Source organism: Streptomyces sp. NBC_00872, assembly GCF_045161915.1.
Classification (GTDB): domain Bacteria; phylum Actinomycetota; class Actinomycetes; order Streptomycetales; family Streptomycetaceae; genus Streptomyces.
Genome location: NZ_CP108806.1, coordinates 5,330,305 through 5,352,640 on the forward strand (window position 1 = coordinate 5,330,305; position 22,336 = coordinate 5,352,640).

The 22,336-nt window shown below is 68.3% G+C and carries 24 protein-coding genes; 15 read left to right on the plus strand and 9 right to left on the minus strand.

Annotated features, from left to right (window positions below; translation table 11 throughout):
* Positions 1-129: 129 nt before the first annotated feature.
* From OG214_RS22965 to OG214_RS22975, 3 genes are read left to right on the plus strand one after another with little or no spacing between them, the layout of a single operon-like run.
* Complete coding sequence (locus OG214_RS22965) at positions 130-2,538, plus strand: ATP-binding protein (protein WP_405985797.1); 2,409 nt, start codon at positions 130-132, stop codon at positions 2,536-2,538.
* A gap of 3 nt (positions 2,539-2,541) precedes the next feature.
* Positions 2,542-4,215, plus strand: coding sequence for a DEAD/DEAH box helicase family protein (locus OG214_RS22970; protein ID WP_365901880.1), 1,674 nt, complete (start codon positions 2,542-2,544; stop codon positions 4,213-4,215).
* 7 nt (positions 4,216-4,222) lie between these two features.
* The gene (locus OG214_RS22975) at positions 4,223-4,813 is read left to right on the plus strand and encodes a hypothetical protein (RefSeq protein WP_365901879.1); all 591 of its coding nucleotides are present in this window, start codon (positions 4,223-4,225) and stop codon (positions 4,811-4,813) included.
* Between the two features lie 740 nt (positions 4,814-5,553).
* On the opposite strand, the gene OG214_RS22980 is transcribed toward OG214_RS22975, so the two are convergent.
* The 3 genes from OG214_RS22980 to OG214_RS22990 all read right to left on the minus strand — a co-directional run bounded on the left by OG214_RS22980 (position 5,554) and on the right by OG214_RS22990 (position 7,330).
* Entirely contained in the window at positions 5,554-5,952 is a 399-nt protein-coding gene (locus tag OG214_RS22980) for a hypothetical protein (protein WP_331746043.1), read from the minus strand.
* Positions 5,949-6,797, minus strand: a complete 849-nt coding sequence (locus OG214_RS22985) for an IS5 family transposase (protein WP_331746046.1) — start codon at positions 6,795-6,797, stop codon at positions 5,949-5,951. Before OG214_RS22985 ends, OG214_RS22980 begins: the two co-directional genes overlap by 4 nt.
* A 128-nt stretch (positions 6,798-6,925) precedes the next feature.
* A complete protein-coding gene (locus OG214_RS22990; RefSeq protein ID WP_405985798.1) occupies positions 6,926-7,330 on the minus strand; it encodes a DUF6415 family natural product biosynthesis protein in 405 nt (134 codons plus the stop codon).
* 235 nt (positions 7,331-7,565) lie between these two features.
* On the opposite strand from OG214_RS22990, the gene OG214_RS22995 reads away from it, so the two are divergent.
* The 4 genes from OG214_RS22995 (at position 7,566) to OG214_RS23010 (ending at position 9,671) form a co-directional block, all read left to right on the plus strand.
* Positions 7,566-7,826, plus strand: coding sequence for a hypothetical protein (locus tag OG214_RS22995; RefSeq protein ID WP_405985799.1), 261 nt, complete (start codon positions 7,566-7,568; stop codon positions 7,824-7,826).
* On the plus strand, positions 7,798-8,325 hold the full coding sequence (locus OG214_RS23000) for a DUF6879 family protein (protein ID WP_405985800.1): 528 nt from the start codon (positions 7,798-7,800) through the stop codon (positions 8,323-8,325). The genes OG214_RS22995 and OG214_RS23000 overlap by 29 nt, the downstream gene beginning before the upstream one ends.
* 24 nt (positions 8,326-8,349) lie before the next feature.
* A complete protein-coding gene (locus OG214_RS23005) occupies positions 8,350-9,201 on the plus strand; it encodes a helix-turn-helix domain-containing protein (protein ID WP_405985801.1) in 852 nt (283 codons plus the stop codon).
* Between the two features lie 191 nt (positions 9,202-9,392).
* Positions 9,393-9,671 (plus strand): hypothetical protein, encoded by a 279-nt coding sequence (locus tag OG214_RS23010; RefSeq protein ID WP_405985802.1) that lies wholly within the window; start codon positions 9,393-9,395, stop codon positions 9,669-9,671.
* A 51-nt stretch (positions 9,672-9,722) separates the two neighbouring features.
* On the opposite strand, the gene OG214_RS23015 is transcribed toward OG214_RS23010, so the two are convergent.
* The gene (locus OG214_RS23015) at positions 9,723-10,091 is read right to left on the minus strand and encodes a VOC family protein (RefSeq protein ID WP_363079260.1); all 369 of its coding nucleotides are present in this window, start codon (positions 10,089-10,091) and stop codon (positions 9,723-9,725) included.
* Between the two features lie 78 nt (positions 10,092-10,169).
* Here OG214_RS23015 and OG214_RS23020 point away from each other — a divergent pair, with 78 nt between their 5' ends.
* Positions 10,170-10,646, plus strand: coding sequence for a MarR family transcriptional regulator (locus OG214_RS23020; RefSeq protein WP_363079259.1), 477 nt, complete (start codon positions 10,170-10,172; stop codon positions 10,644-10,646).
* A 132-nt stretch (positions 10,647-10,778) separates the two neighbouring features.
* Here the strand turns inward: OG214_RS23020 and OG214_RS23025 are convergent, their stop codons facing one another.
* The 3 genes from OG214_RS23025 to OG214_RS23035 are packed head-to-tail and all read right to left on the minus strand — an operon-like array spanning position 10,779 to position 12,053.
* Positions 10,779-10,997, minus strand: coding sequence for a DUF397 domain-containing protein (locus OG214_RS23025; RefSeq protein ID WP_363079258.1), 219 nt, complete (start codon positions 10,995-10,997; stop codon positions 10,779-10,781).
* Between the two features lie 10 nt (positions 10,998-11,007).
* Entirely contained in the window at positions 11,008-11,226 is a 219-nt protein-coding gene (locus OG214_RS23030) for a DUF397 domain-containing protein (RefSeq protein WP_363079257.1), read from the minus strand.
* The gene (locus OG214_RS23035; RefSeq protein WP_363079256.1) at positions 11,223-12,053 is read right to left on the minus strand and encodes a helix-turn-helix transcriptional regulator; all 831 of its coding nucleotides are present in this window, start codon (positions 12,051-12,053) and stop codon (positions 11,223-11,225) included. Before OG214_RS23035 ends, OG214_RS23030 begins: the two co-directional genes overlap by 4 nt.
* Before the next feature lie 190 nt (positions 12,054-12,243).
* Here OG214_RS23035 and OG214_RS23040 point away from each other — a divergent pair, with 190 nt between their 5' ends.
* The 5 genes from OG214_RS23040 to OG214_RS23060 all read left to right on the plus strand — a co-directional run bounded on the left by OG214_RS23040 (position 12,244) and on the right by OG214_RS23060 (position 16,662).
* The gene (locus OG214_RS23040) at positions 12,244-12,738 is read left to right on the plus strand and encodes an ATP-binding protein (protein ID WP_405985803.1); all 495 of its coding nucleotides are present in this window, start codon (positions 12,244-12,246) and stop codon (positions 12,736-12,738) included.
* A complete protein-coding gene (locus OG214_RS23045) occupies positions 12,735-13,415 on the plus strand; it encodes a hypothetical protein (RefSeq protein WP_363079254.1) in 681 nt (226 codons plus the stop codon). The genes OG214_RS23040 and OG214_RS23045 overlap by 4 nt, the downstream gene beginning before the upstream one ends.
* Positions 13,416-13,556: 141 nt before the next feature.
* Positions 13,557-15,275: a 4-coumarate--CoA ligase family protein gene (locus OG214_RS23050; protein ID WP_405985804.1), complete on the plus strand. Its 1,719-nt coding sequence runs from the start codon at positions 13,557-13,559 to the stop codon at positions 15,273-15,275.
* Complete coding sequence (locus OG214_RS23055; protein ID WP_383037269.1) at positions 15,272-16,036, plus strand: enoyl-CoA hydratase family protein; 765 nt, start codon at positions 15,272-15,274, stop codon at positions 16,034-16,036. Before OG214_RS23050 ends, OG214_RS23055 begins: the two co-directional genes overlap by 4 nt.
* Complete coding sequence (locus OG214_RS23060) at positions 16,024-16,662, plus strand: TetR/AcrR family transcriptional regulator (RefSeq protein WP_405985805.1); 639 nt, start codon at positions 16,024-16,026, stop codon at positions 16,660-16,662. The genes OG214_RS23055 and OG214_RS23060 overlap by 13 nt, the downstream gene beginning before the upstream one ends.
* Before the next feature lie 119 nt (positions 16,663-16,781).
* On the opposite strand, the gene OG214_RS23065 is transcribed toward OG214_RS23060, so the two are convergent.
* Positions 16,782-17,894, minus strand: coding sequence for a citrate synthase 2 (locus OG214_RS23065; RefSeq protein ID WP_363079250.1), 1,113 nt, complete (start codon positions 17,892-17,894; stop codon positions 16,782-16,784).
* A 296-nt stretch (positions 17,895-18,190) separates the two neighbouring features.
* On the opposite strand from OG214_RS23065, the gene pdxH reads away from it, so the two are divergent.
* The gene (gene pdxH, locus OG214_RS23070) at positions 18,191-18,847 is read left to right on the plus strand and encodes a pyridoxamine 5'-phosphate oxidase (protein WP_363079291.1); all 657 of its coding nucleotides are present in this window, start codon (positions 18,191-18,193) and stop codon (positions 18,845-18,847) included.
* 446 nt (positions 18,848-19,293) lie between these two features.
* Positions 19,294-20,739 (plus strand): PAS domain-containing protein, encoded by a 1,446-nt coding sequence (locus tag OG214_RS23075; protein WP_363079249.1) that lies wholly within the window; start codon positions 19,294-19,296, stop codon positions 20,737-20,739.
* 88 nt (positions 20,740-20,827) lie between these two features.
* On the opposite strand, the gene OG214_RS23080 is transcribed toward OG214_RS23075, so the two are convergent.
* Entirely contained in the window at positions 20,828-22,303 is a 1,476-nt protein-coding gene (locus OG214_RS23080) for a SulP family inorganic anion transporter (RefSeq protein WP_405985806.1), read from the minus strand.
* Between the last annotated feature and the right edge of the window lie 33 nt (positions 22,304-22,336).

Here is a 22,336-nt window from a genome sequence, read left to right on the forward strand (position 1 = left end):
TGCGGAGGAGCCTGTCTGGACAGTCGAGTGCTGACAGGACTTGACCCTGGTGTCAGTGCCGTGCGGTATCTCTTGGTGGAGCTGGATGAACTGGGGTCCTTCAACAACACTTCAGAAGGGAGCAGCACTTTGTCGACTGATGCCACAGAGGTCCTGTTCGAGGAGATCGACCTCACGCCGTCTCCACAGCTGCTGGAGGCGTTGGGAGACATCCCCTACAAGCCATGGCAGTGTCTGGCCGAGCTGATCGACAACTCCTTCGACGACTTCCTGACGGACCCGGACCGCAGTGAGGCGCAGGAGGTCTGGATCACGCTGCCGAAGCCCACTGACGACGATCCGATCGTGAGTCTGCTCGATAACGGGCGGGGCATGAGCCTGGAGATGCTGCAGAGTGCGTTGAAGGCTGGCTACAGCGGCAAGCGGCGGTACGGCAGTCTGGGGCTGTTCGGGATGGGCTTCAATATCGCCACGGCCCGTCTAGGGCATCACACTGAGGTACGGACCACGCGAGCGGGTGACCCGGACTGGCTCATCGTGGAGATCGATCTGCGCCGCCTCGCGCAGAACGACAGTTTCAGGACGCCTCTCCGGCGGGAGCCCAAGCAGGACGTCTCTGATCACGGCACCGAAGTGATCGTCCGTCGTCTGCGTACCGAGATCGCCGAGGATCTCAAGAAGGCCAATCGGCACGCTTCGGTCCGCGCTGACCTTGGTCGCGTCTACTCGTACTTGCTGCGCGGCGAGAACCCGATTCCCGGAGTTCCGGACGGGCCGATGGCGGGGCGCGGTTTCCGGCTGAAGGTGAACGGAAAGACCGTCTCGCCCAGGCTGCCCTGCGTCTGGTCGGCGTCGCGTACGGTGACCAAGGAAGGGCGGGAGATCGCCGCTGTCAGGTCCGTTGACATTCCGCTGGCGTCGGCGCTGGCGTGCATGAAGTGCGGTCACTGGCAGAGCCCGAACCTCGCGCTGGACCGGTGCGCGGAGTGCGACGGCGACGACATGCAGCTGCGCGAGCGCCGCATCCACGGCTGGTTCGGGGTTCAGCGGTACCTGGACGAGAGTGACTACGGAATCGATTTCCTGCGCAATGGGAGGAAGATCCGGATCGGGGACCGCTCCCTGTTCTCCTGGGAGAACCCGAACGACGGGACCCAGGTCCCGGAGTACCCGGTGGACATCCCCGCTACTCAGGGCCGCATCGTGGGCGAGATTCACCTCGATCACGTCCCGGTGGGTTACCAGAAGACCGACTTCAACCGGGAGAGCCGCGACTGGCGGCACGCTGTCGTCGCGCTGCGCGGCGAGGGGCCGATGCGCCCGAAGAAGGCCAGGACGCTGGGATATTCGTTGAATGCCTCGCCCCTCGGAGAGATTTTCAAGGGCTACCAGGAAAACCGCCCGGGTGCGGGTTGTCTGATTCCCGGCAACGGCAGCACCGCTATCCACGAGACGGCTCGGGAGTGGGGTGCGAAGTTCCACTCCGGCCAGCACCCGGAGTTCCTCTCGGACGAGATCTGGTACCAGGCGGTGCTGGCCCACGACGAGAACCGAGGCAATGGAGGGCCGCGCACTCGGCCGATCAGCACTGGTGGGGCCGGCGGGCCCTCGCTGACGGGCCGCACCGGACTGACACCTCTGAGCGGCTCGCCGACCAACGGCCACGACCTGGGAGGCGTAGCGCCCACACCGACACCCGCCCCGGCATCTGAGCCCGAGCCTGTGGAGACCGAGGAGCAGCGCTTCGAGCGTTACCGCGCTGACGCCCGTCAGGTCTTTGATCTGACGGGCGAGGTGACTCTGCCACGACTTGGCCGCAAAGCCGTGACGGTCTTTGAGACGCGCACGCCCTTGCTTGACGATCGTGAGCGGCCGGTCCCCTCGCTGGCCCGTCTGGGGAAGGGCGTGAACCTGGAGGTGTTCGTCCATAGCGAGCACCTCGTATTCCGCGAGTATGGACGCGATCCGCGCGACTACGCGTTGATGGAGATCGCACAGACCCTGCACGCCTTCGAACCGGACGGGCAGAAGGTGACAGCGGTCGCGGCTGAGGTCACACGACAGTTTCCCGACCAACGGGTCACCGAGTCAGCCCTACGCGATCGGGCTGACTCACTGTTGGGTCGAGTGCGCGAGCTGATGACGCCCATCGTCGCGACGATGGCCGACGAGTTGTGGGAGGCGGTGCCAGAGGTGGTCAGGCTGCGTGCCGAGCGGGACGCCGGACGAGCCGACGCCTCTCTGGACTGGCCCACCGTCGTCATGGACGGAGCTTTCGTGGCTCACTTGGACGCTGCCGGGATCGCGGCAGTCGTCCGCGTGCGTCCAGCCGCCTTCCTGGACGGAGCGGTATTCAAGACGTCCTGGAGTGGCTGGTCGGACACTGCGGTCAAGGAAAGGCAGGTGGCACAGACCGTGCGCCCCCTGGAGGTTGTCAGTGAATTCCTGACCGACCCGGGTGCGAAGACTCGACTGGAACTCTCCTTGGTACGGATCACCTTCGACATGCTCGACCAGAGCGTTGCCGGACCGGTGTGAGCGATGACTACCTCGTTCATGGCGCCAGACTTCCTGCGCTGGGTGGGACCGTTCGGTTTCACTCGCCAGTTGGAACGGCTAGCGCTTCACCTGGGCTTCACCGACGTCGTCAACATTGACGGTGCGAACGATCAGGGCGGCGACATTCTCGCCACCCGCGAGGGCCGCTTGTGGGTGTTCCAAGCCAAGTGGAAGGCGGGAGCGGCGGTACCTCCCAGCGCCATCGACGAGGTCCTTGAGGCTAAAGCCCACTATGGCGCCGACCACGCCGTAGTGGTCACTAACAGCCGCTTCGGTCCGCTCACCCACAAGCGTCGGGACAGCCTCGCGGCGGTCGGCATGCGAGTGGAGCTGTGGGCGGGCCAGGAACTGACTGATCTCTACTCGGACGACCGATTCACAGCTGACCGGCTGCCGTCTCGCAAGCTGCGCCCCTACCAGAGCGAGGCTCTGCGGGAGGTCATCGGCGACTTGAAGAGTGCCGACCGTGCCCTGCTAGTCCTGGCAACTGGCCTGGGGAAGACAGTGGTTGGCGGCGAGGCCATCGACTACCACCTGCGCGCGAGCCCCAAGGACAAAGTCCTCATCGTCGCCCCGGCAAAGGATCTGGTGGAGCAGCTTGAGCGAGCATTGTGGCACCACCTGCCCAAGAGCGTGCGCACTCAGCTCCTGACCGGCGACCACCGTCCTGACGACCTGCGAGGAGTTACCTGCGCGACCACAGCGAGTGCTCTCAGCTACGCCCGCGCTGGCTACCGCCCCGCGCTGGTCATGGTCGACGAAGCCCATCACGTCGCCGAGGACGGACAACTGGCCGAGCTTCTCGATGTCCTCCACTCAAGTCAAATTTTCGGGGTCACGGCTACGCCCTGGCGTGGTGATCGCTTCGATATCCGCACGCGCTTCGGCGAGCCCAGCTACACGCTGGGTATCGAGGACGGCATGCGGCTGGGTTACCTGTCCGAAGTCCGCTACCGGCTCTACGCGGACAACATCGACTGGGATTTCGTCCGTGGCGTCAGCGACCACAGCTACTCGATCAAGGATCTCAACGCACGCCTTTTCCTCCCCGAACGAGACGAAGGAGTGCGCGAGAAGCTGATGGAGGTATGGGCGCGTACCCAGCACCCCCGCGCGGTCGTCTTCTGCCGCACCATCGAACATGCAGAACGATTGGCGGCGCTGCTCGCAGGGGTGCCGCAGTGGCGCGGGGCACTCGCCGTTCATGCGGGTCTCAGCAAGCGGGAACGCCAGTCCCGACTGATGAGCTTCCGGAGCGGCGAGGTCCCAATCCTGACCGCCGTCGACATCCTCAACGAAGGTGTAGACATCCCGGACGTGAACATCCTCTGCTTCGCCCGGGTCACACATAGCCGCCGGATCTTCGTCCAGCAGCTCGGCCGCGGCCTGCGCCTGCGTCCGGGAAAGTCGTACGTGGAGGTCCTGGACTTCGTCAGCGACATCCGCCGCATCGCCGCTATCTTGAACATCCGCCAACAGATCGCCGAAGACGAAGTCGAGACCCTGCGTCTGCGGGAGCGCGGCACGAGCTTCGACTTCGCCGACAAACGCGCGGAGAGTCTGATGCGTGAATGGATCAAGGACGCGGCCAGTCTGGAGACCTCGTTGGACAAGAGTCGCCTTCAGTTTCCCGACCCGGCCGCCTTTGGGGGATGAAGGATCTATGAGTGACATCGACGAGGAGATCCGCCGCGAGGTGATCGCCGAAGTCTACAGGCAAGTCGACGAACTCGACTGGGACGGCATGGCCCCGCGTGAGCGCTCTCAGTGGTACGTGCGTTGGATCGATGACCCACTCATCGGGGGCAAGCTGACACGCTTCATCGAACGCGATCGTGTCCGTGTGTGGATCAAGGATGGCCCGATCAAAGAACTGCCCCGGGCGCGTTACGGCATCGGCCCTTACGCGCAGTTCGCGGTCAGCCGCTACCCCGGGATGGAGCAGATTGCGCACCAGGCGATTGGGCCGGACTGGCTTGCTGACCCTGAGACAGTTGACGTCAAGCCCAACCGCTGCCTGGTTCGAGGGCCTGAACCGGACATCCTGATGATCTGGGGGCCGGCGGCCAAGCTGGCCGACCTGGTATGGGCCGGCATCAACGCTCTTGTGGATGGCGGTGCCGAACCGCTCATCGTCGTTACCTCCCCGCAGGGAACGCGACTCAGCGGAGGCGAGATGCTTCGGCATCGGCTCCTCGCCAAGCAGGCAAGCATCGAACTGCGCCACATCACCCTGCGACTCACCCGCGTGTGACTGTGACGCGCTCAAAGGCACCGCCACGTTCCCCGGAACGTGTACGCCAGCGATCAATGCTGACCAGCGTGCTTGAGCAGATGGGGCGGCACAAGGTGGATTGGGTGGCACGTGTACCGAGCGTCGTAGTCCGCTGACCTGGGGAAAAGGGACTCCGCAGCATTGCCCAGCATCACCCGTCACGATCTTGTAGGCCCTCGTGATGCGGAGGTCTCATCTCTGTCGGACTCCCCATTGCGCGCATGTCGGAAGGGGGATTGCCGGCCCGCCGGCGCCAGGAGGCCTGAGGTGGCGGATGAGGTACTTCCGGGAGCCATTTGGGAGCCGACCCGCTGCCCGAGCCCCTTCGCGACCACCTAGACCAAGACAGTCCGACGCTCTGACCAGCGCAAACACCATCCACGCTGGCAAGATCACCAACCGAACCTCATTCGGGACGAAGAGGTCGTGGGTTCAAATCCCGCCACCGCGACAGAGAAAACACCAGTTCAGGGCTGGTCTCCTTCACAGGAGACCGGCCCTGATCGCGTTTCAGTGGTGCTCTGGGTGTCAGTTGGGTGTGATCGGACCACCCCCGCCTGCGCGGGGAACGCCCTTTCTGAGCTGCGGTGTTAGAGCGGCTTTGCCGTTGCTTGGCCAAGGCTCATCCGCATGCCCGCATTCTCTCAGTGGGCGGTTCGTAAGGTGATGTCCTTTTCTGGCTGAGGTGGGAGCAAGGACGCTGGTGGAGGTTCGGTCGGCTATTGCTTTCGAGCGAAGTTGCCGGTGTCGGCCTCGGTGAGGATGCCGAGTTTGACCAGGCGTTTCAGTTTGGCGCGGGTGCCTTCGACGTTCTTCGGCAGCAGTTCGTGGCCGAGGGCTTCGCAGACGTCCTTGGCCCGTAGCGGCCCGGTCGTGTGGTTGAAGGCGGCAAGGATGCGGGGGTAGTCCGGATGCTCGGGCAGGTCCGGCGCGACGGCCGGGAGCCGGTCGGCAAGGCTGGTGACGGTCTTGCGGGTGATCGCGAGGTGCTCCAGGTGCATCTCGGCCTCCCGCAACCGGGTCTGCAGGCCGTCGATCTGCGCACGAAGGTCGTCGGCCAGGGCCCGGGCGGCGTCTTCCTGCAGGTCCAGGGCATCGAGCAGGGGCCGGAGGTTCACGCCGCCACCGCCGCCGTCTCGCGCCAGGTGGGGGCGTTCGCGCCGGTGAGGCGCCGGGTCATGACGTGGGTCATCGCCCAGTAGACGCGGGAGACGGAGGAGGACGGGCGGTGCTCGTAGTCGCGGACCAGGCGCCGGTGCAGTATCAGGATCCCGTAGGTCTGCTCGACCCTCCACCGCTTCGGCTGCGGCACGAACCCCTTGACCTGCGGGTTGCGTTGGACGATCTCGACGTCGATCCCCAGGCCGGCGCCGTGCGCGACGACCTGGTTCTTGAAGCCCTGGTCGACCAGGGCTTTGCGGACACTTCCGCCGGCGTGCTCGGCGACCTGGTCCAGCAGGAGATTTCCCGCGGCGTTGTCGTGGGTGTTCGCAGCGAGGACGACGACCGCGATGACCAGGCCGAGGACGTCCACGGCAAGGCCCCGCTTGCGGCCGGGCACCCGCTTGGCCGGATCATGGCCACTCGTGGAGACGGGGACCCCGGCGGCCACATGGACACTCTGGGTGTCCAGCACCACCAAGGTCGGGTCCTCTAATCGTCGGGCGCGTTCGCGGACCTGGCAGCGCAGGAGTTCATGGATGACCTGGTCGGTCCCGTCGTCCCGCCAGGCGGCGAAGTAGTAGTACGTCGCGCTCTTCTGCGGCAGGTCGTGCGGGAGATAGGCCCACTGGCAGCCGGTCCGCCCCTGGTAGAGGATCGCGTTCACGATCTCCCGCATGTCGTACGCGCCCTGGTGGCCGCTGACCGAGCGGTGCCGGCCCTTCCACGCGGTGATCACCGGCTCGATCAACGACCACTGCTCGTCCGATAAGTCACTCGGATACGGCTTGCGTTCACTCACCCGAACACATCACCAGATCAACAACCGCGGACCGGCAGATTCCGCCCCGCTGCCACACCATCAGGCGACAGCAGAACCACTCAAAGACTCACGAACCGCCCACTCAGAGCCTTGCGGCAACGTCCCCCTCACCGAGCCCCGCCGTCCGTTGCCGTGTTCCCTTCCGCTTGGAGTGGTGCAGCGCGCTTGCTGACCCGCTCCGGGCGGGTGGTGCCGTAGCGGGTGAGGAGCCATTCGCAGTCCAGTGCGAGGAGCCGTACCTGCACATGCGCGGCCAGGGTGCCGCCGGCGAGGGGTTGTTCGGCGTCGGTCGAGATGCTGTGCAGGCGGGAGCTGAGGACGTACCACTCCCGGCTTCCGCGCCACATCTGGTCGACCTGGGCCTGTGCGACGGGAAGCATCTCGGTGGCGTAGGCGCGGAGGTCCGTGGTCAGCCGGTCCAGTTCCTCCTGTGTGCCCGCTCTGTAACCGACCGCCCTGGCCCTGTCGATGGCGGCCTGTACGGCGCTCGTGGCGTCCGTCTGTCTGCCCATGGCTGCCTCCGTGCGCACTCGTACGACGGGTCTCGCGCGGGGGCCGGAACGCCGATGCGCGGACTGCCGCTGTGCCTGACGGTAGGGAGGCGGTGTGCGTCACTTCCACCGATGTGCATCAATGTTCACATCAGACTGGCATCCAAGGTCGTGGCGGAAATGCCCTCTTGACCGGCTGCCTTGGACGGTTGACGGTGGTGCACATCTCTGTACGCCAAGAACGTCGGAGGCATCGGTGGCATTACGTTTCATCGGGATCGATCCCCACACGGGTACGGGCGAGAGTCCCACCGTCTGGTTTGACGAGAGCATGAACGAACTGATCATTCAGGGATGGAAGCCGGGCTCGGAACTCGAAACGGAGTACGCCGCCTTCGCAGTCCCCGGGCACGCGTCCGGAATCCCTGACCATGAGGCAGTCGTCCGGGTCCCGGCCCGGATGGTGCCGATCTTGAGGGAGGCGTGCGATGCCGCAGAGCGTGCCGAGCTTCGCTGAACTGCTGGACAGCGCCCAGCACACGGCAGTCCATCTGGAGATGCGCGACGCCTACGGTGTCGCTGGAGAGTCCGATGACTTCGCGCGATGGAAGGACACCGGACAGCGGGATGTGGACGCCGGTTCACCGTACTGGTCGGAGTGGGTGGCGCTGATCCGGCGAACGGTGGACCGCGGCGTGACCGTGCGCCGAGCGCGCATCGTCTCCGAGCCGGTCAGTGACTACATCCGCTTCGAGCACGCGGGGACCCCGGTCAATCTGGAAGCCGGTGAACAGGTCCGGTGGCTCGCCCGACGACGCGCCTCGGACATCGCCCTGCCGGGCAATGACTTCTGGTTGATCGACAGCCGTCTGATCCGCTGGAACCACTTCACCGGCAGCGGCGCCTCCGGAGGCGGAGAGATCAGCCGGGACCCGGCCGCGGCCAGGCTCTGTGCGGATGCCTTCGAAGCGGTGTGGGAGCGGGCGGTTGCGCACCAGGATTACAAGATCGGTTAGTGCGGAAGGCCCACAGGTCAGCTCATGCCCATCTCTCCCTCGTCAACGGCTCAAGCAGCACGCGCGAAAGTTGCCCGGCGTCTGCGTGAGCTTCGCGCAGACGCGGGGATCACCGGGGGTGAGCTGGCCTCTCGCTGTGGCTGGACCCACCCGAAGACCTCCCGCATCGAGAACGCGCGCACGCCCCCCACCCCGGAGGACATCCGCCTGTGGTGCCACGCCTGCGGCGCCGACGACCAGGCCGCCGACATTCTCGCCCAGTCCCGTGACGCCGAGTCCCAGTACGTCGAGTGGCGGCGCAAGGTCCGTACGGGGCTGAAGCGACTCCAGGACAGCTACGTTCAGCTCTACCGGTCGACGAAGCTGTTCCGGATCTACTCGTCCACTCTCGTGCCAGGTCTGCTCCAGACCGAGGGATACGCGCGTGCTCTGCTCAGCAGCAACGCGCGCCTCCTTGATATCCCGGACGACGCCGAAGCGGCCGCCGCCGCGCGCCTCGAACGGTCTCGGATCATCCATGAGCCGGGGCACCGTTTTGTCCTGCTCATCGAAGAGGGCGTTCTCTACCACCGGTTGGGCGACGCCGACGCGATGGCTGCCCAGCTCGGCTACCTGCTGACCGCGGGGGCGCTGCCCTCCGTGGCGCTGGGGATCATCCCGAATGCCACACCGGAGCGCCGGCTGTGGCCTCCGGAGGTGTTTCACATATACGACGACACGCTGGTGTCGGTGGAACTCCTGTCGGCTCGCGTACGAGTCACCCAGCCCACCGAGATCGAGCTGTATGTACGCGCGTTCGAGGAGCTGCGGAGCATGGCCGTGTACGGGGCCGGGGCGCGGGCTCTCATCGTGAAGGCCATCGACGCTCTGTCCTGACCCGGGTGTGCGGTCGGGGCTTCTGTCGTTCGGCCCCTGTCGGCACGCTCGCCATCTCCCGGATCACGGCACGGCGGTGGCGTGACCGCGTGGCCGCCGAGGGGTTCAACTCCGCCTGGCCTAGGCTCAATCCGGCATCAAGGACCCATCTCAGATACTTGGGACTCTCTTCTTCCACAAGGAGATCAGACATGTCCGTTCCGGAAGGCGCCTACAGCGTTCAGTACGACGTGTTGGCCAGCGCAGAAGACGTGGAGATCAGCACGAAGATCGAGATCTCCTTCAGTTCGTCCGCGTCCCAGCTGCCGTACGAGGACGCCGCGGCGCAGGCCGCCGCCGAAGCGTATATAGCCGCCATCACCGCCGCCTATCCGTCGGTCCCCGTCCAGGCGCACCGCGTCTACAAGTGCCTCGACCGCGGCGACGCCTGGCCGGTGTCCGCCGCCGGAGGAGATGAAACCGGCGTCTGACCACGCCCCGGGCGACGCCCCTGTGTACCGGCACGGGGGCGGTTCCGTTCGTCAGGTGCGGTCGTGGAGCGTGACCTGGTAGCCGTCGGGGTCGGCGAAGGTGAATGTCCGGCCGAAGGGGCCGTCGATCGGTGCGGAGACGATGGTGTGACCGTCGGCGGCGAGAGCGTCGTGGATGGCCTGGACGTCGGTGGCGTGGAGCCAGATCGCCGCACCGATGCCGGGCTGGGCGACGGATGCGAGATCGGTGCCGGGAACGATGTCGCGGAGCGCGAACGCGATCGGCTTGGTCTCGAAGACGACGGCGTGCGGAGGTCCGGCCTGCGAGCGGACGAGGCCGAGGTACCGCTCGTAGAACGCCTGCGACGCGTCGAGGTCGCGCGCCTGGAGCGAGATGAAGTCGGGGCCGGTGGCGGGCATGGTGCTGCTCCTTCTCTTCGTGGTCCTTCTCTTCGTGTCAGATTCCTGACACGAAGCAATGTATGTCAGAATGCTGACATGAGTCAAAACGGTGTCGGCGTCGACCTGGACAAATCGCTGGGCTACCTGCTGAAAGAGGCGTCGAGCGCCCTGCGCGCGGCCATGGAGGAGGTGCTGCGGCCACTCGGGATGAGCGTGACGCACTACTCCTGCCTCGAACTGCTGGCTCAACGGCCGGGCCTGTCGAACTCCGAGCTGGCGCGGGGCGCGTTCGTGACACGGCAGTCGATGAACGTGCTGCTCCAGAACCTGGAACGGGAGGGCTACGTGACCAGGCCCGCGGAGGCACCCGTCGGGAAGGTCCTTCCCGCGCGGCTCACGCCTCGCGGCCGACGGAGCCTGGAGAAGGCGACCGTGGCGGTCCGGTCCGTCGAGATCAGAATGCTGGCCGGCATGACCGAGGCCGAGCAGTCGGGCGCGTTCCGGATCCTGCGGAGCATGATCCATTCCCTGCGCGACGGCGACGGCGCTGGCGATGGCAACGACGGCGCATAGCTCGTTCCTCGGCGCACGTCTCGCCGCGCCCGGACAGGAGGGCGGTCGAAAGGCCATTGACGCGTCGGCCTGAGTCCGGGTGGGACGCAAGAGCCCCGCCGAACGGCGGGGCTCAGCGTTGTGCTGTGCGGGTCATGCGGTGGGGGTGCGGGTGAACTCGCCCGTCTTGGCGGCCTCTATGAACGAGGTGAACGCGTCGGCGGGGATGTTCAGGACCGGACCGGTGGGGTTCTTGGAGTCGCGGACGGGGACCTCGCCGCGTGCGGGGGCGAGGTTGGCGGCGACCTCGATGCAGGCGCCGCCGTTGTCGCTGTAGGAGGACGTGAACCAGCGGGGGGATTCGGTCGTCACGGGTGCCCTTTCACGCGCTTAGGGTGCGGGTGAACTCGCCTGTCTTGGCGGCCTCTACAAATGAGGTGAACGCGTTGGCGGTGATGTCCAGGACCGGACCGTTCGGGTTCTTGGAGTCGCGGACGGGGACCACGCCGCGCGAGGTGGCGAGGTTGGCGGCCACCTCAACACAGTTACCGCCGTTGTTGCTGTAGGAGGACGTGAACCAGCGGGGGGACTCGGTCGTCACGGGATGCCCTTTCGTACCTGCTCGATCATGGCCACGGAAGCCGCCTGGGAGAGCGCTTCGGCCTGTAGCTGATGGTAGGCCGTCAGCAGGGGCACTACGGAAGCCGTATCCCGGTCCAGGTGTCCCTGAGTTTGAGACTCGGCGTAGGCGGCCACGGATCGGTCGGACAGCGTCAGCAAATTGACCGGGAGGTCGAACGAACGGCGCTCGCCCATCTCGAACGGCGCCACCTGGAGCACTGTGTTCGCGTTGGCCGCGAACTTGGCCAGCCTCTCAAGCTGCGGCTCCATGACCGTACGGCCGCCGATGGGCCGCCGGATACAGCTTTCGTCCATGACGACGAACATCATCGGGGGGCGGGACCGCTCCAACGCTTGCTGCCGTTCCGCCAGATATGAGACGCGTTCGTCGGCCTGCTCGGGCGTGATGGCGCCTCGCTGTACGGCGCTGTCGGCAAGCACCCGCGCGTACTCCGGAGTCTGGAGCAGACCCGGAATGATCCCGATCTCGTACAGCCGGATCTCGACCGCCCGGCCCTCGTATCCCACGTACTCCGAGAAGCCTTCGAGCAAGGCGCCATGCTTGATCTCACGGCACTTGCGCTCGAACAGGTCACCCGTACCCAACGCCCGGTCAGCACTGCGCGCGAACCGCAACGTTGGCATCTTCCGGCCAGTTTCCACGGCGGAGATATGCGTACTGGAATATTCCATCTGGGCGGACAGGTCTTCCTGCTTCCAGCCCCTTCCCTCCCTGAAGCTGCGCAGTTGTGCTCCGTAGGCCGCCTGCGGACTGCTGTCGGGGTTGAGTTCCTTCCGGTTTACCAACCTGCCACCAACTTTCCTGCCATTTCTGACACGTTGAATGCTTCCTTACTCTACGCCACTCTGAGTGCTCCCGGTAGTCGTTTCGCTACAGAGGGGAGTCGAACCGTGCCCGGAAGCGCGCTCCCCCAAGTCCTGCGGCGACGCGGACCAGTTGGCCCGGAGCGAAAAGCGCAGATGGAGGCCGTGTGACATGTACGGGAACAGGAAATCCACGTCGAACCCAACCAGTAGCACTGTTGTTCTGCGGTGGAGCAGTCACCCGAGGTGTGTGGCGCTGGCGCGGCTGGAGTTGCGTAAGGCGCTGGCGGAGTGGGGGCTGTCGGTTCTGGAGGACTCGGCGACTCTGATTCTGTCCGAGCTGCTGAGCAATGCCGGGCGGCACGCGAGGGTGACGCCGGAGCAGACCATCGAGACGCGGTACTTCCGCAGTTCGGGTGCTCTGCGGATCGAGGTGCACGACGCTTCGCCGGAGCGTCCGCAGCCGCGTACGCCGGATGCGGAGGCGTCGGACGGGCGCGGGCTGCTGCTGGTGGAGGCGCTGGCGGACGAGTGGGGGGTGGCCGATCGGTGCGGTCCGGGGAAGGTGGTGTGGGCTTCCTTGTCGGTGCCTCGGGCACGGCCCGGTGAGGGCAGGGGCAAGGGCGAGGGTATGGGCGAGGGTATGGGCGAGGGGGGCCGCTCATGACTGGGCCGGTGGGCAGGCCTCCGCTCGGGGCCATTCCGCGCCCGGATGTCGTGCCGTACATCGCGTGCTGGTCGTCGGAACACCGTCCGCCGGGTGTGGTGGTTGTGAGGGGCGGCGGTATCGCGTATGCGGACGAGGGGCTCTACGAGCGCGATGACATGGGTGTCCTGTGGAAGCGGATCGGGATCAGTCCGGGGAAGGGGCGGCCGGAGTTCGGGAAGGTGCACTTCCTGCGGCAGCGGCGGGCGATGCGCAAGAGGTTGTGCCAGGTGTGCGGTGGCCCGTCGGATCGTACGTCTGAAGGGACGCTGTGGCTGGTGGGGGAGGATCCGGACGGTCCGGAACTGTGGGAGCCGGGTTATGTCACTACGCATCCGCCGGTGTGTGTGCCGTGTGCGGTGATGTCGGTGGGGGCGTGTCCGCATTTGCGTGAGGTGTATGTGGCGCTGCGGGTGCGGACGTTCGTTCCGGCGGGGGTGCATGGGGCGCTGTACCGGCCGGACGGGCCGTTTCCGGTGGTGTACGACGCGGACGGGGTGGCGTTCGAGAGCGCGCGGATCGGGTGGGTGCTGGCGTCTCAATTGATCATGGAGTTCCAGGAGTTCACCGTGGTCGACCTGGAGGCCGAGCACGCGGCGTATCTGAAGCGGGCGGAAGCGCGGGCCGCCCCCTCGTAGCCCGAGCCGGCCCGAGCCGACCCGGGTGAAGAAGCGCGTGATCCGGCCCATCGCTCCCCGGGTCTCCCCAAACCCACCGGCACACGCGATTCTTGCTGTCCCAACGCCTGCTCGCCACTGCCGCGTCGAAGGGGTCGCCCCATGGTGTTCCGCAGCGAGTACGAGGATGTACCGGCCGTCGATCTGCCCATCCATGAGGCCGTGCTCGGCCGCGCCGCCGAGTTCGGTGACACCGTCGCGATCATCGACGGAACGGTTGGGACGGGAGGGACAGCTGGGATGGGAGGGACGGCCGGTGCCGGGGGTACGTACGGCTCGGCCGGGGCGGTCGGGGCGGCCGGGGCGGTCGGCTCGGCCGTGACCAGCCTGACCTACGCCCAGCTCGACGTCTTCCACCGCCGTATCGCCGCCGCCTTCACCGACGCCGGGGTGCGCAAGGGCGATGTGCTGGCCCTGCACAGCCCGAACACCGTCGCCTACCCGGCCGTCTTCTACGCGGCCACCCGCGCCGGCGCCTCCGTCACCACCGCGCACCCCCTCGCCACGGCGGAGGAGCTGGCCACCCAGCTCCGCGACTCCGCCGCCCGCTGGATCGTCACCGTCTCCGCGCTGCTCGACGTGGCACGGCGCTCCGCCGAACTCGTCGGCGGCATAGAGGAGATCTTCGTCTGCGACCGGGCCGTGGGACACCGCTCCGTCCTCGACATGGCACGCTCGACCGCCCCCGAGCCCGCCGTGACGATCGACCCCGGCGAGGACATCGCGGCCCTGCCGTACTCCTCGGGCACCACCGGTGTCCCCAAGGGCGTGATGCTCACGCACCGTTCGATCGCCACCAATCTCGCGCAGCTCGAACCGGCCGTGCCGATGAAGCGGGGCGACCGTATCCTCGCCGTCCTGCCGTTCTTCCACATCTACGGGCTCACCGCCCTGATGAACGCGCCGCTGCGCCATGGCGCGACGGTCGTCGTGCTGCCGCGCTTCGACCTCGACCAGTTCCTCAAGGCCATCGAGAAACACCGCATCAACGGGCTCTACGTGGCCCCGCCCATCGTGCTCGCGCTGGCCAAGCACCCGGCCGTCGCACGGTACGACCTCTCCTCGCTCGACTACGTACTGAGCGCAGCCGCCCCGCTGGACGCGCGGCTCGCCGCCGCCTGTTCGGCCCGGCTGAGGCTGCCGCCCGTACGGCAGGCGTACGGCATGACGGAACTGTCGCCCGGCACCCATGTCGTACCGCTCACCGCCACCGGACCGCCGCCCGGCGCCGTCGGCAAACTCCTGCCCAGCACCGAGATGCGCATCGTCGCCCTGGACGACCCGGACAAGGACACCGCCCCCGGCACCGAGGGCGAGATCCTCATCCGGGGCCCGCAGGTGATGAAGGGCTATCTCGGGCGGCCCGAGGCCACCGCCGAGATGATCGACGCCGACGGGTGGGTGCACACCGGCGATGTCGGCAGGACCGACGGTGACGGCTGGCTCTTCATCGTCGACCGGGTCAAGGAACTCATCAAGTACAAGGGTTTCCAGGTCGCCCCGGCCGAACTGGAGGCCCTCCTGCTCACCCACGAGGCGGTCGCGGACGCGGCGGTGACCGGGGTCCACGACCCGGACGGCAACGAGATCCCGAAGGCATACATTGTCCGTCGGCCCGGTGCGGAAGCGCTCACCGAGGACGATGTGATGGCCTATGTCGCCGAGCGCGTCGCCCCGTACAAGAAGGTCCGCCGGGTCGAGTTCATCGGAAGCGTCCCCCGGGCCGCCTCCGGCAAGATCCTCAGGCGCGAACTGAGGGACCGCGAAGACCACGCAGCACGGGAGCGCGAGGCGTACCCCCGTGAGAGGGAGACCATGTGACGGACCGAGACCATGTGACGGACCACGCGAGGCTGGTCACGACCGCGCACGAGCGGGGCATCACCACCCTGACCCTGGACTCACCGGCGAACCGCAACGCCCTGTCGGCACGGCTCGTGCGCGCGCTGGGGGACTCCCTCACGGGCTGCGCCGAGGACCCCTCCGTACGGGCCGTGGTGCTCACGCACACCGGCACCACCTTCAGCTCGGGCGCCGACCTCAAGGAACCGGCCAACCCGTACACGTTCATCGCCCTGATGCGGCAGATCATCGAACTGCCCAAGCCGGTCGTGGCGCGCGTCAGCGGCCATGTGCGGGCCGGCGGACTCGGCCTCCTCGGGGCCTGCGACATCGCGATCGCGGACCGTACGTCCGACTTCGCGTTCACGGAGGTACGGATCGGGGTGGCGCCCGCCGTGATCTCGCTGCCGCTGCTGCCCCGGATCGAACCGCGCGCGGCGGCCCGCTACTACCTCACCGGTGAGCGCTTCGACGCGGTGCGCGCGGCGGACGCGGGGCTGATCACCGAGGCGGCGGAGGACGCGGACGCGGCGCTCGCGCCCGTACTCGACGGACTGCGCAGGGCCTCGCCGCAGGGGCTCGCGGAGTCCAAGAGACTGCTCACCGTCGGTGTGCTGGACGCCTTCGACCGGTACGCCGAGGATCTCGTCCAGCGCTCGGCCTCGCTCTTCGTGACGGCGGAGGCGCGCGAGGGGATCACGGCGTTCATGGAACGGCGGGACGCCGCGTGGGTGCGGTAGCCGCGCCCAAGCAGGACCGTGGCCGCGCCACGAGGCGGCGGCTGCTGGAGGCCGCGGTGGCCTGTCTGGCCGAGTACGGCTGGGCGGGCTCCACGGTCTCGGTCGTCGCCGAGCGGGCCGGGGTCTCGCGCGGCGCGGCCCAGCACTACTTCCCGACCCGGGAGGATCTGTTCACCGCGGCCGTCGAGTATGTGGCGGAGGAACGGTCCTCCGCGCTGCGCGCGCTGGTCCCGGCGGGACCCGGGCACCGGCACGAGGCGGTGGCGGGGATCGTGGCCCTCTACACGGGACCGCTCTTCCGTGCCGCGCTGCATCTGTGGGTGGCCGCCTCCGCCGCCTCCGCCGCCTCCTCCGCCTCCGCCTCCTCCGCCTCCGACGAGGAGCAGCTGCGGCCCCGGGTCACCGAGCTGGAGGCCCGTATCGGCCGCGAGGCCCACCGGACGGCGGTGGAACTGCTCGGCGCGGACGAATCCGTACCGGGAGTACGGGAGACCGTGCAGGGGCTGCTGGACATGGCGCGCGGACTGGGCCTGGCGACGCTGCTGACGGACGACAGACGGCGGCGAGAGCGGGTGGTCGCGCAGTGGTCGCGGATCCTGGACGCCGTACTGCCGGAGCACGGCTGACCCGCGCGGTGGAACGGCTGGGCTGGGGGCGGTGCGGGGCCCGGCGGAACAGCCGCGCCGCGCGGCCCGTCCCGGGGGCGCGCGGCGCGGAAGAGAGCGAGGAGAGTGAAGAGAAGGGATCAGCCGCCGAGGCCCTCGAAACCCTCGATCTCGCGCGGGTCCCGGGTCCCCGGACCGACATAGCGCGCCGACGGACGCACCAGACGGCCCGTCCGCTTCTGCTCCAGGATGTGTGCCGACCAGCCGGCCGTACGGGCACAGGTGAACATCGACGTGAACATGTGCGCCGGGACCTCCGCGAAGTCCAGCACGATCGCCGCCCAGAACTCGACGTTCGTCGCCAGCACCCGGTCGGGCCTGCGCGCGTGCAGCTCGTCCAGAGCGGCCTTCTCCAGCGCCTCGGCCACCTCGAACCGCGGCGCGGCCAGCTCCCGCGCCGTACGCCGCAGCACCCGCGCCCTCGGGTCCTCGGCCCGGTAGACCCGGTGGCCGAAGCCCATCAGCCGCTCGCCCTGGTCCAGGGCGCGCTTCACATACGCGGTCGCGTCGCCCGTACGCTCGATCTCCTCGATCATGCCGAGGACGCGGGAGGGCGCGCCGCCGTGCAGCGGGCCCGACATCGCGCCGACCGCGCCGGACAGGGCAGCCGCCACATCCGCGCCGGTGGACGCGATGACCCGGGCCGTGAACGTCGACGCGTTCATGCCGTGCTCGGCGGCCGAGGTCCAGTACGCGTCGACCGCCCGCACATGCCGGGGGTCCGGCTCCCCGCGCCAGCGGATCATAAAGCGCTCGACGACCGTCCGCGCCTTGTCGATCTCCCGCTGCGGCACCATCGGCAGCCCCTGGCCACGGGCCGACTGGGCGACGTACGAGAGCGCCATCACGGCGGCGCGCGCCAGATCGTCACGGGCCGTGCGCTCGTCGATGTCGAGCAGCGGCTTCAGCCCCCACACGGGCGCGAGCATCGCCAGCGCGGACTGCACGTCCACCCGGATGTCACCCGAGTGGACCGGGATCGGGAAGGGCTCGGCGGGCGGCAGCCCGGGGTCGAACGCGCCGTCGACCAGCAGCCCCCACACATTGCCGAAGGAGACCTGCCCGACCAGGTCCTCGATGTCGACGCCCCGGTAGCGGAGCGAACCGCCTTCCTTGTCCGGTTCGGCGATCTCCGTCTCGAACGCGACTACGCCTTCCAGGCCTGGTACGAAGGAGGGATCGATGTCGGACATCAGGCGGCTCCTCATGATGTGTGCGACGGATGGTCACCCCGGGTGGATGCCTCCGTACGGCAGCGGTCCGGGAGGCCAGGAACAATAGCCTCCGGTGTACGAAGGCCACAGAGGCCCACCCTAGGATTTTGGCGAGTTCCGCTGATGCGGGGAAGCGTGATAACCGGCACACTGCCAGACTTCGTCCGCCGAGGATTGGCGGCACTCAGTGCCGGGCAAGCTCGGCCCTACGGCAGGATGGTCCCGTGCCTGACGAGAATCCGCCCGTGCCCGACGAGAGCCCGGATCCCGCCGCGATGCGCGAGCGGTACCGCGGGACGCCGCTGCTGGAGGCGGACCTCGCGCCCGCCCCGATGGAACAGTTCGACCGCTGGTTCAGGGCGGCGGCGGCCTGCGATCTGTACGAGCCGAACGCGATGGTGGTCTCGACGGCGACGCCCGACGGCCGCCCCTCGTCCCGCACGGTGCTGATGAAGGCGTACGACGACCGCGGTTTTGTCTTCTTCACCAACTACTCCTCGCGCAAGGGCCGTGAGATCGAGGCGAACCCGTATGTCTCGCTGCTCTTCCCCTGGCATCCGCTGGCCCGCCAGATCATCGTGACCGGCACGGCGGCGCGTATCGGCCGCGACGAGACGGCCGCGTACTTCCGCACCCGTCCCCACGGCTCCCAGCTCGGTGCCTGGGCGAGCGACCAGTCCGCGCCGGTCGACTCCCGTGAGACCCTGCTCGACCGCTACGAGACCCTGGCGGCGCGCTACCCGGACGCCGAACAGGTCCCGGTCCCGCCGCTCTGGGGCGGCTTCCGCGTCACCCCGGAGACGGTCGAGTTCTGGCAGGGCCACGAGAACCGGCTCCACGACCGCCTGCGCTACTTCCGCGAGAAGGCGACGGAAGCCGCGTCCACGGAGACCGGGGCAAGTAGTTGGTGTACGGAGCGTCTCTACCCGTAGAAACGCAGTAACCCGCGGACTCTGGTTCCTCCGAGGAGGAGCCGGCCGGACGTACCGGCGAGCCCGCGGGTCGGTGACTGCTTGGGATTTCGGCCGGCGGAGCCGGCACCGCACAGAGTGCGACGAACGGGCGCTAGCCCGCAGTCACCTCACGCGTCCGGATTTCATACATCTGCCGAACCACCTCCCTTCTCGTGTGCACCACACATTAGGAACCCGTCCGGCGGCCCACAAGTGAATTACGGAGATATTGACGCGCCCGGCGCGCCCGGCTCTCACCCCCCCCGCCTGTGCCTGGTGTGCCCGGTGGTGCGGCAATGACGTACGGGGCGGAGAATTGTTCAAAGTCACGATTTCGGGGAACCTTGTGTGTGCTGGGTCACGTTGAAGTTCAATGTCGAGACGTGCGTCAGCACAGGCGGAGACGCCCTGCAGGGGGTGCCAGGATGAGTGCTTCTCGGAGTGAGACCACCGACGCGCGAGGACCGGACGAGCCGGAGCCCGGTACGGCGGCGCGGGCCTCGGCGGTGGCCGGGGGTGAGCGGGACGAGGCGGGGCCGGACCTGCTCGCGGCCCTGCTCGACGGGATGGACGCCGCCCTGTGCGCTTTCGACGCCCAGGGCGTGATCACGCACTGGAACCGCGAGGCGGAGCGCATACTCGGCTGGTCCGCCGAGGAGGCCGTCGGGCGGCGGGGGTTCGCCGGGTGGGCGGTGCGCACGGCCGACGCCGACGAGGTGCAGGCACGGCTGATGGCCGTGATGGAGGCCCCGGGACGGCAGGTCGACGAGTTCGCGCTGCTGCGCAAGGACGGCGGCCGGGTACTGATCCGTACGCAGTCGGCCGGGATGCGCGGCGCCGACGGCAAGCCCGCCGGGGTGTACAGCGCGTTCAGCGAGGTCCATGAGCAGATCGATCTGGAGCGGTCCATCGCGCTCAGCGAGGCGCTCTTCGACGACGCGTCGTGGGGAGTCGTCCTGGTCGATGTCGATCTGCGCCCCACCGTCGTCAACAGCTACGCGGCGCGCGCGCTCGGTTCCGGGCGTACGGCCGTGCTGGGACGCCCGCTCGGCGAGGTGGTCGTCCAGGGCGTCGAGGAGCTGGAGGCCGCGCTCCACCATGTGCTCGCCGAAGGGGCGCCGAAGTCGCCCGCCGAGCTGTGGGTCACGGTCCGTACGCCCGAGGGCGACCGGCGGCGCTGCTGGCGCAGCGGCTTTCTGCGGCTGGCGTCGCCGCTGGCGGAGGAGCCGGTGCCGCTGGGCGTGGGATGGATGTTCCAGGACGCGACGGAGGCGAAGCTGGCCACGCAGGAGGCGGACCGGCTGCGGTTCCGCTCCAGTCAGCTCCACCGGGCCGGGCGCGCGGCCGTCGAGTGCGAGGACCCGATGGAGGCGGCCACGGTCTATCTGGACTTCGCGCTGGCGGGCTTCGCCGATCACGCGCTGATCGATCTGGTGGCGGGGGAGCCGAGGGCGGGTTCGTTCTCCTCGGTCCCGGAGACTCCCGTACGGCTGGTGCGGGTGGCGGCGACGCCGTCCGGCGGGGGCTCGGGGCCCAGTACGCAGGTGAGCACCGGTGGCATACCGGTGCGGTACGGGGGCGGGCATCCGGCGCTCCAGGCGATGGACCGCGCGGGCTCGGTGCGCGCGAGCGCACCCTCGGGCTCCGCGCCCTCGCCGACCTGGGCGACCTCGCGCCAGTGGCCGCCGGACTCGGTGCACGCGCTGTGCACGGTGCTGCGCAGCCGGGGCCGGTCGCTGGGGGTGGTGACGTTTCTGCGGGGGGCGAGCAGGTCCGCGTTCGAGCGTCCCGACGCGGTGTACGCGGAGGATGTGACGGTCAGGATGGCGGCCTCGCTGGATCTCTCCAGGGCGCTGTCCAGCTCCGACTGACCTGCTGGGTCTGGGAGTGTGGCGCCGGGCTGGAGCGTGTGGCGCCGGGCGGTGGTCCCCACCGCCCGGCGCCGGTGTGCGGCGGAGGTCAGGTCACGTTCGGCGGGTGCATTCTCACCGGTTCCGTCTCCGCGTCGTTGTGCCGCAGCGCCCAGTTCTCCAGGGCGATCCGGCACGCGTGGTCGACATGGCGCAGTCCGGACAGATCCAGTTCGATCGGACGGTCCTTCGGCAGCGACTCCAGCTGCTCCAGCGTCCTGGGCAGCCGGAGGAAGGTCGCGTTCCCGGTGATCGACACCACCAGCCGGCCACCCGTCAGTTCACGGATGTCGAGATGGAGATGGGAGATCTCCCACGCGGTCTTGACCACCGCGAGCAGCAGCCCGAGGAGCACGCCCTCGAAGAGGTTCGTGACCAGGATCGCCACCGCCGTGATCGCGAGGATCACCGCCTCGCCCCGGTGGTCCCGGTACAGCGGCAGCAGATCCCGCACCGGGACCAGTTTGCACCCGGCGTGCACCAGGACGCCCGCGAGCGCCGCGAGCGGGATGACCCCGATCGCCGCCGGCAGCAGCGCGGCGAACAGCAGCAGCCACAGGCCGTGCAGGATCCGGGAGAGCGGGGTCCGCGCCCCCGCCTGGACATTGGCGGCGCTGCGCACGATGACCGCGGTCATCGGCAGCGCGCCGAGCGCCCCGCAGACCGTGTTGCCCACGCCCTGCGCCATCAGTTCCTTGTTGTAGTCCGTACGCGGTCCGTCGTGCATACGGTCGACCGCGGCGGCGCTGAACAGACTCTCCGCCGAGGCGATCAGGGTGAAGGCGAGCACGGTGCCGAGCGCGGCCACGCCCACGAGCTGCCCGAAGTCGTCGAAGCCGGGCGGGCGTATGGACTCCAGCAGGCCCTTCACCTCGACCTTGGCCAGGGGCAGGTCGAAGAGCAGGGTCGTCCCGGTGGCCAGGGCGACCGCCGCGAGCGGGCCCGGGACCACCCGGACCCGGTCGGGCATTCTGGGCCAGACGACCAGTACGGCGACGGTGCCGGCCCCGACGAGGAACGCGGTCAGCGCCGTACCGTTCGTGAAGATCTCACCGACCAGTCCGGGCAGCCCGGCCACCTTGCCGAGTCCGCCGGAGGGCTGGGCGGTGTCGGCCATGGCGTACACCTGGCCCAGGATCAGCACGAGGCCGATGCCGGCCAGCATCCCCTGGACCACGGCGACCGAGATGGCCCGGAACCAGCGGCCGAAACCGAGGGCCCCGAGCATGAGCTGAAGCAGTCCGGACACGAGGACGATGGCACCGAGCGCGCCGATGCCGAACTCGTCGACGGCTTCGTATACGAGCACGGTCAGCCCGGCCGCGGGGCCGCTGACCTGGAGTGAGCTGCCGGGCAGGAAGCCCACGACGAGTCCGCCCACGATGCCGGTGACCAGACCGAGTTCGGCGGGCACGCCGGAGGCGACCGCCACCCCCACACAGAGGGGCAGCGCGACGAGGAAGACGACGAGGGACGCGAGTATGTCGCGCCTGAGGACACGTTGGTCCTTCAACAGGGAGAACATGAGGGTGTTCCTAGGGGTGCGGTCCGCGCGCAC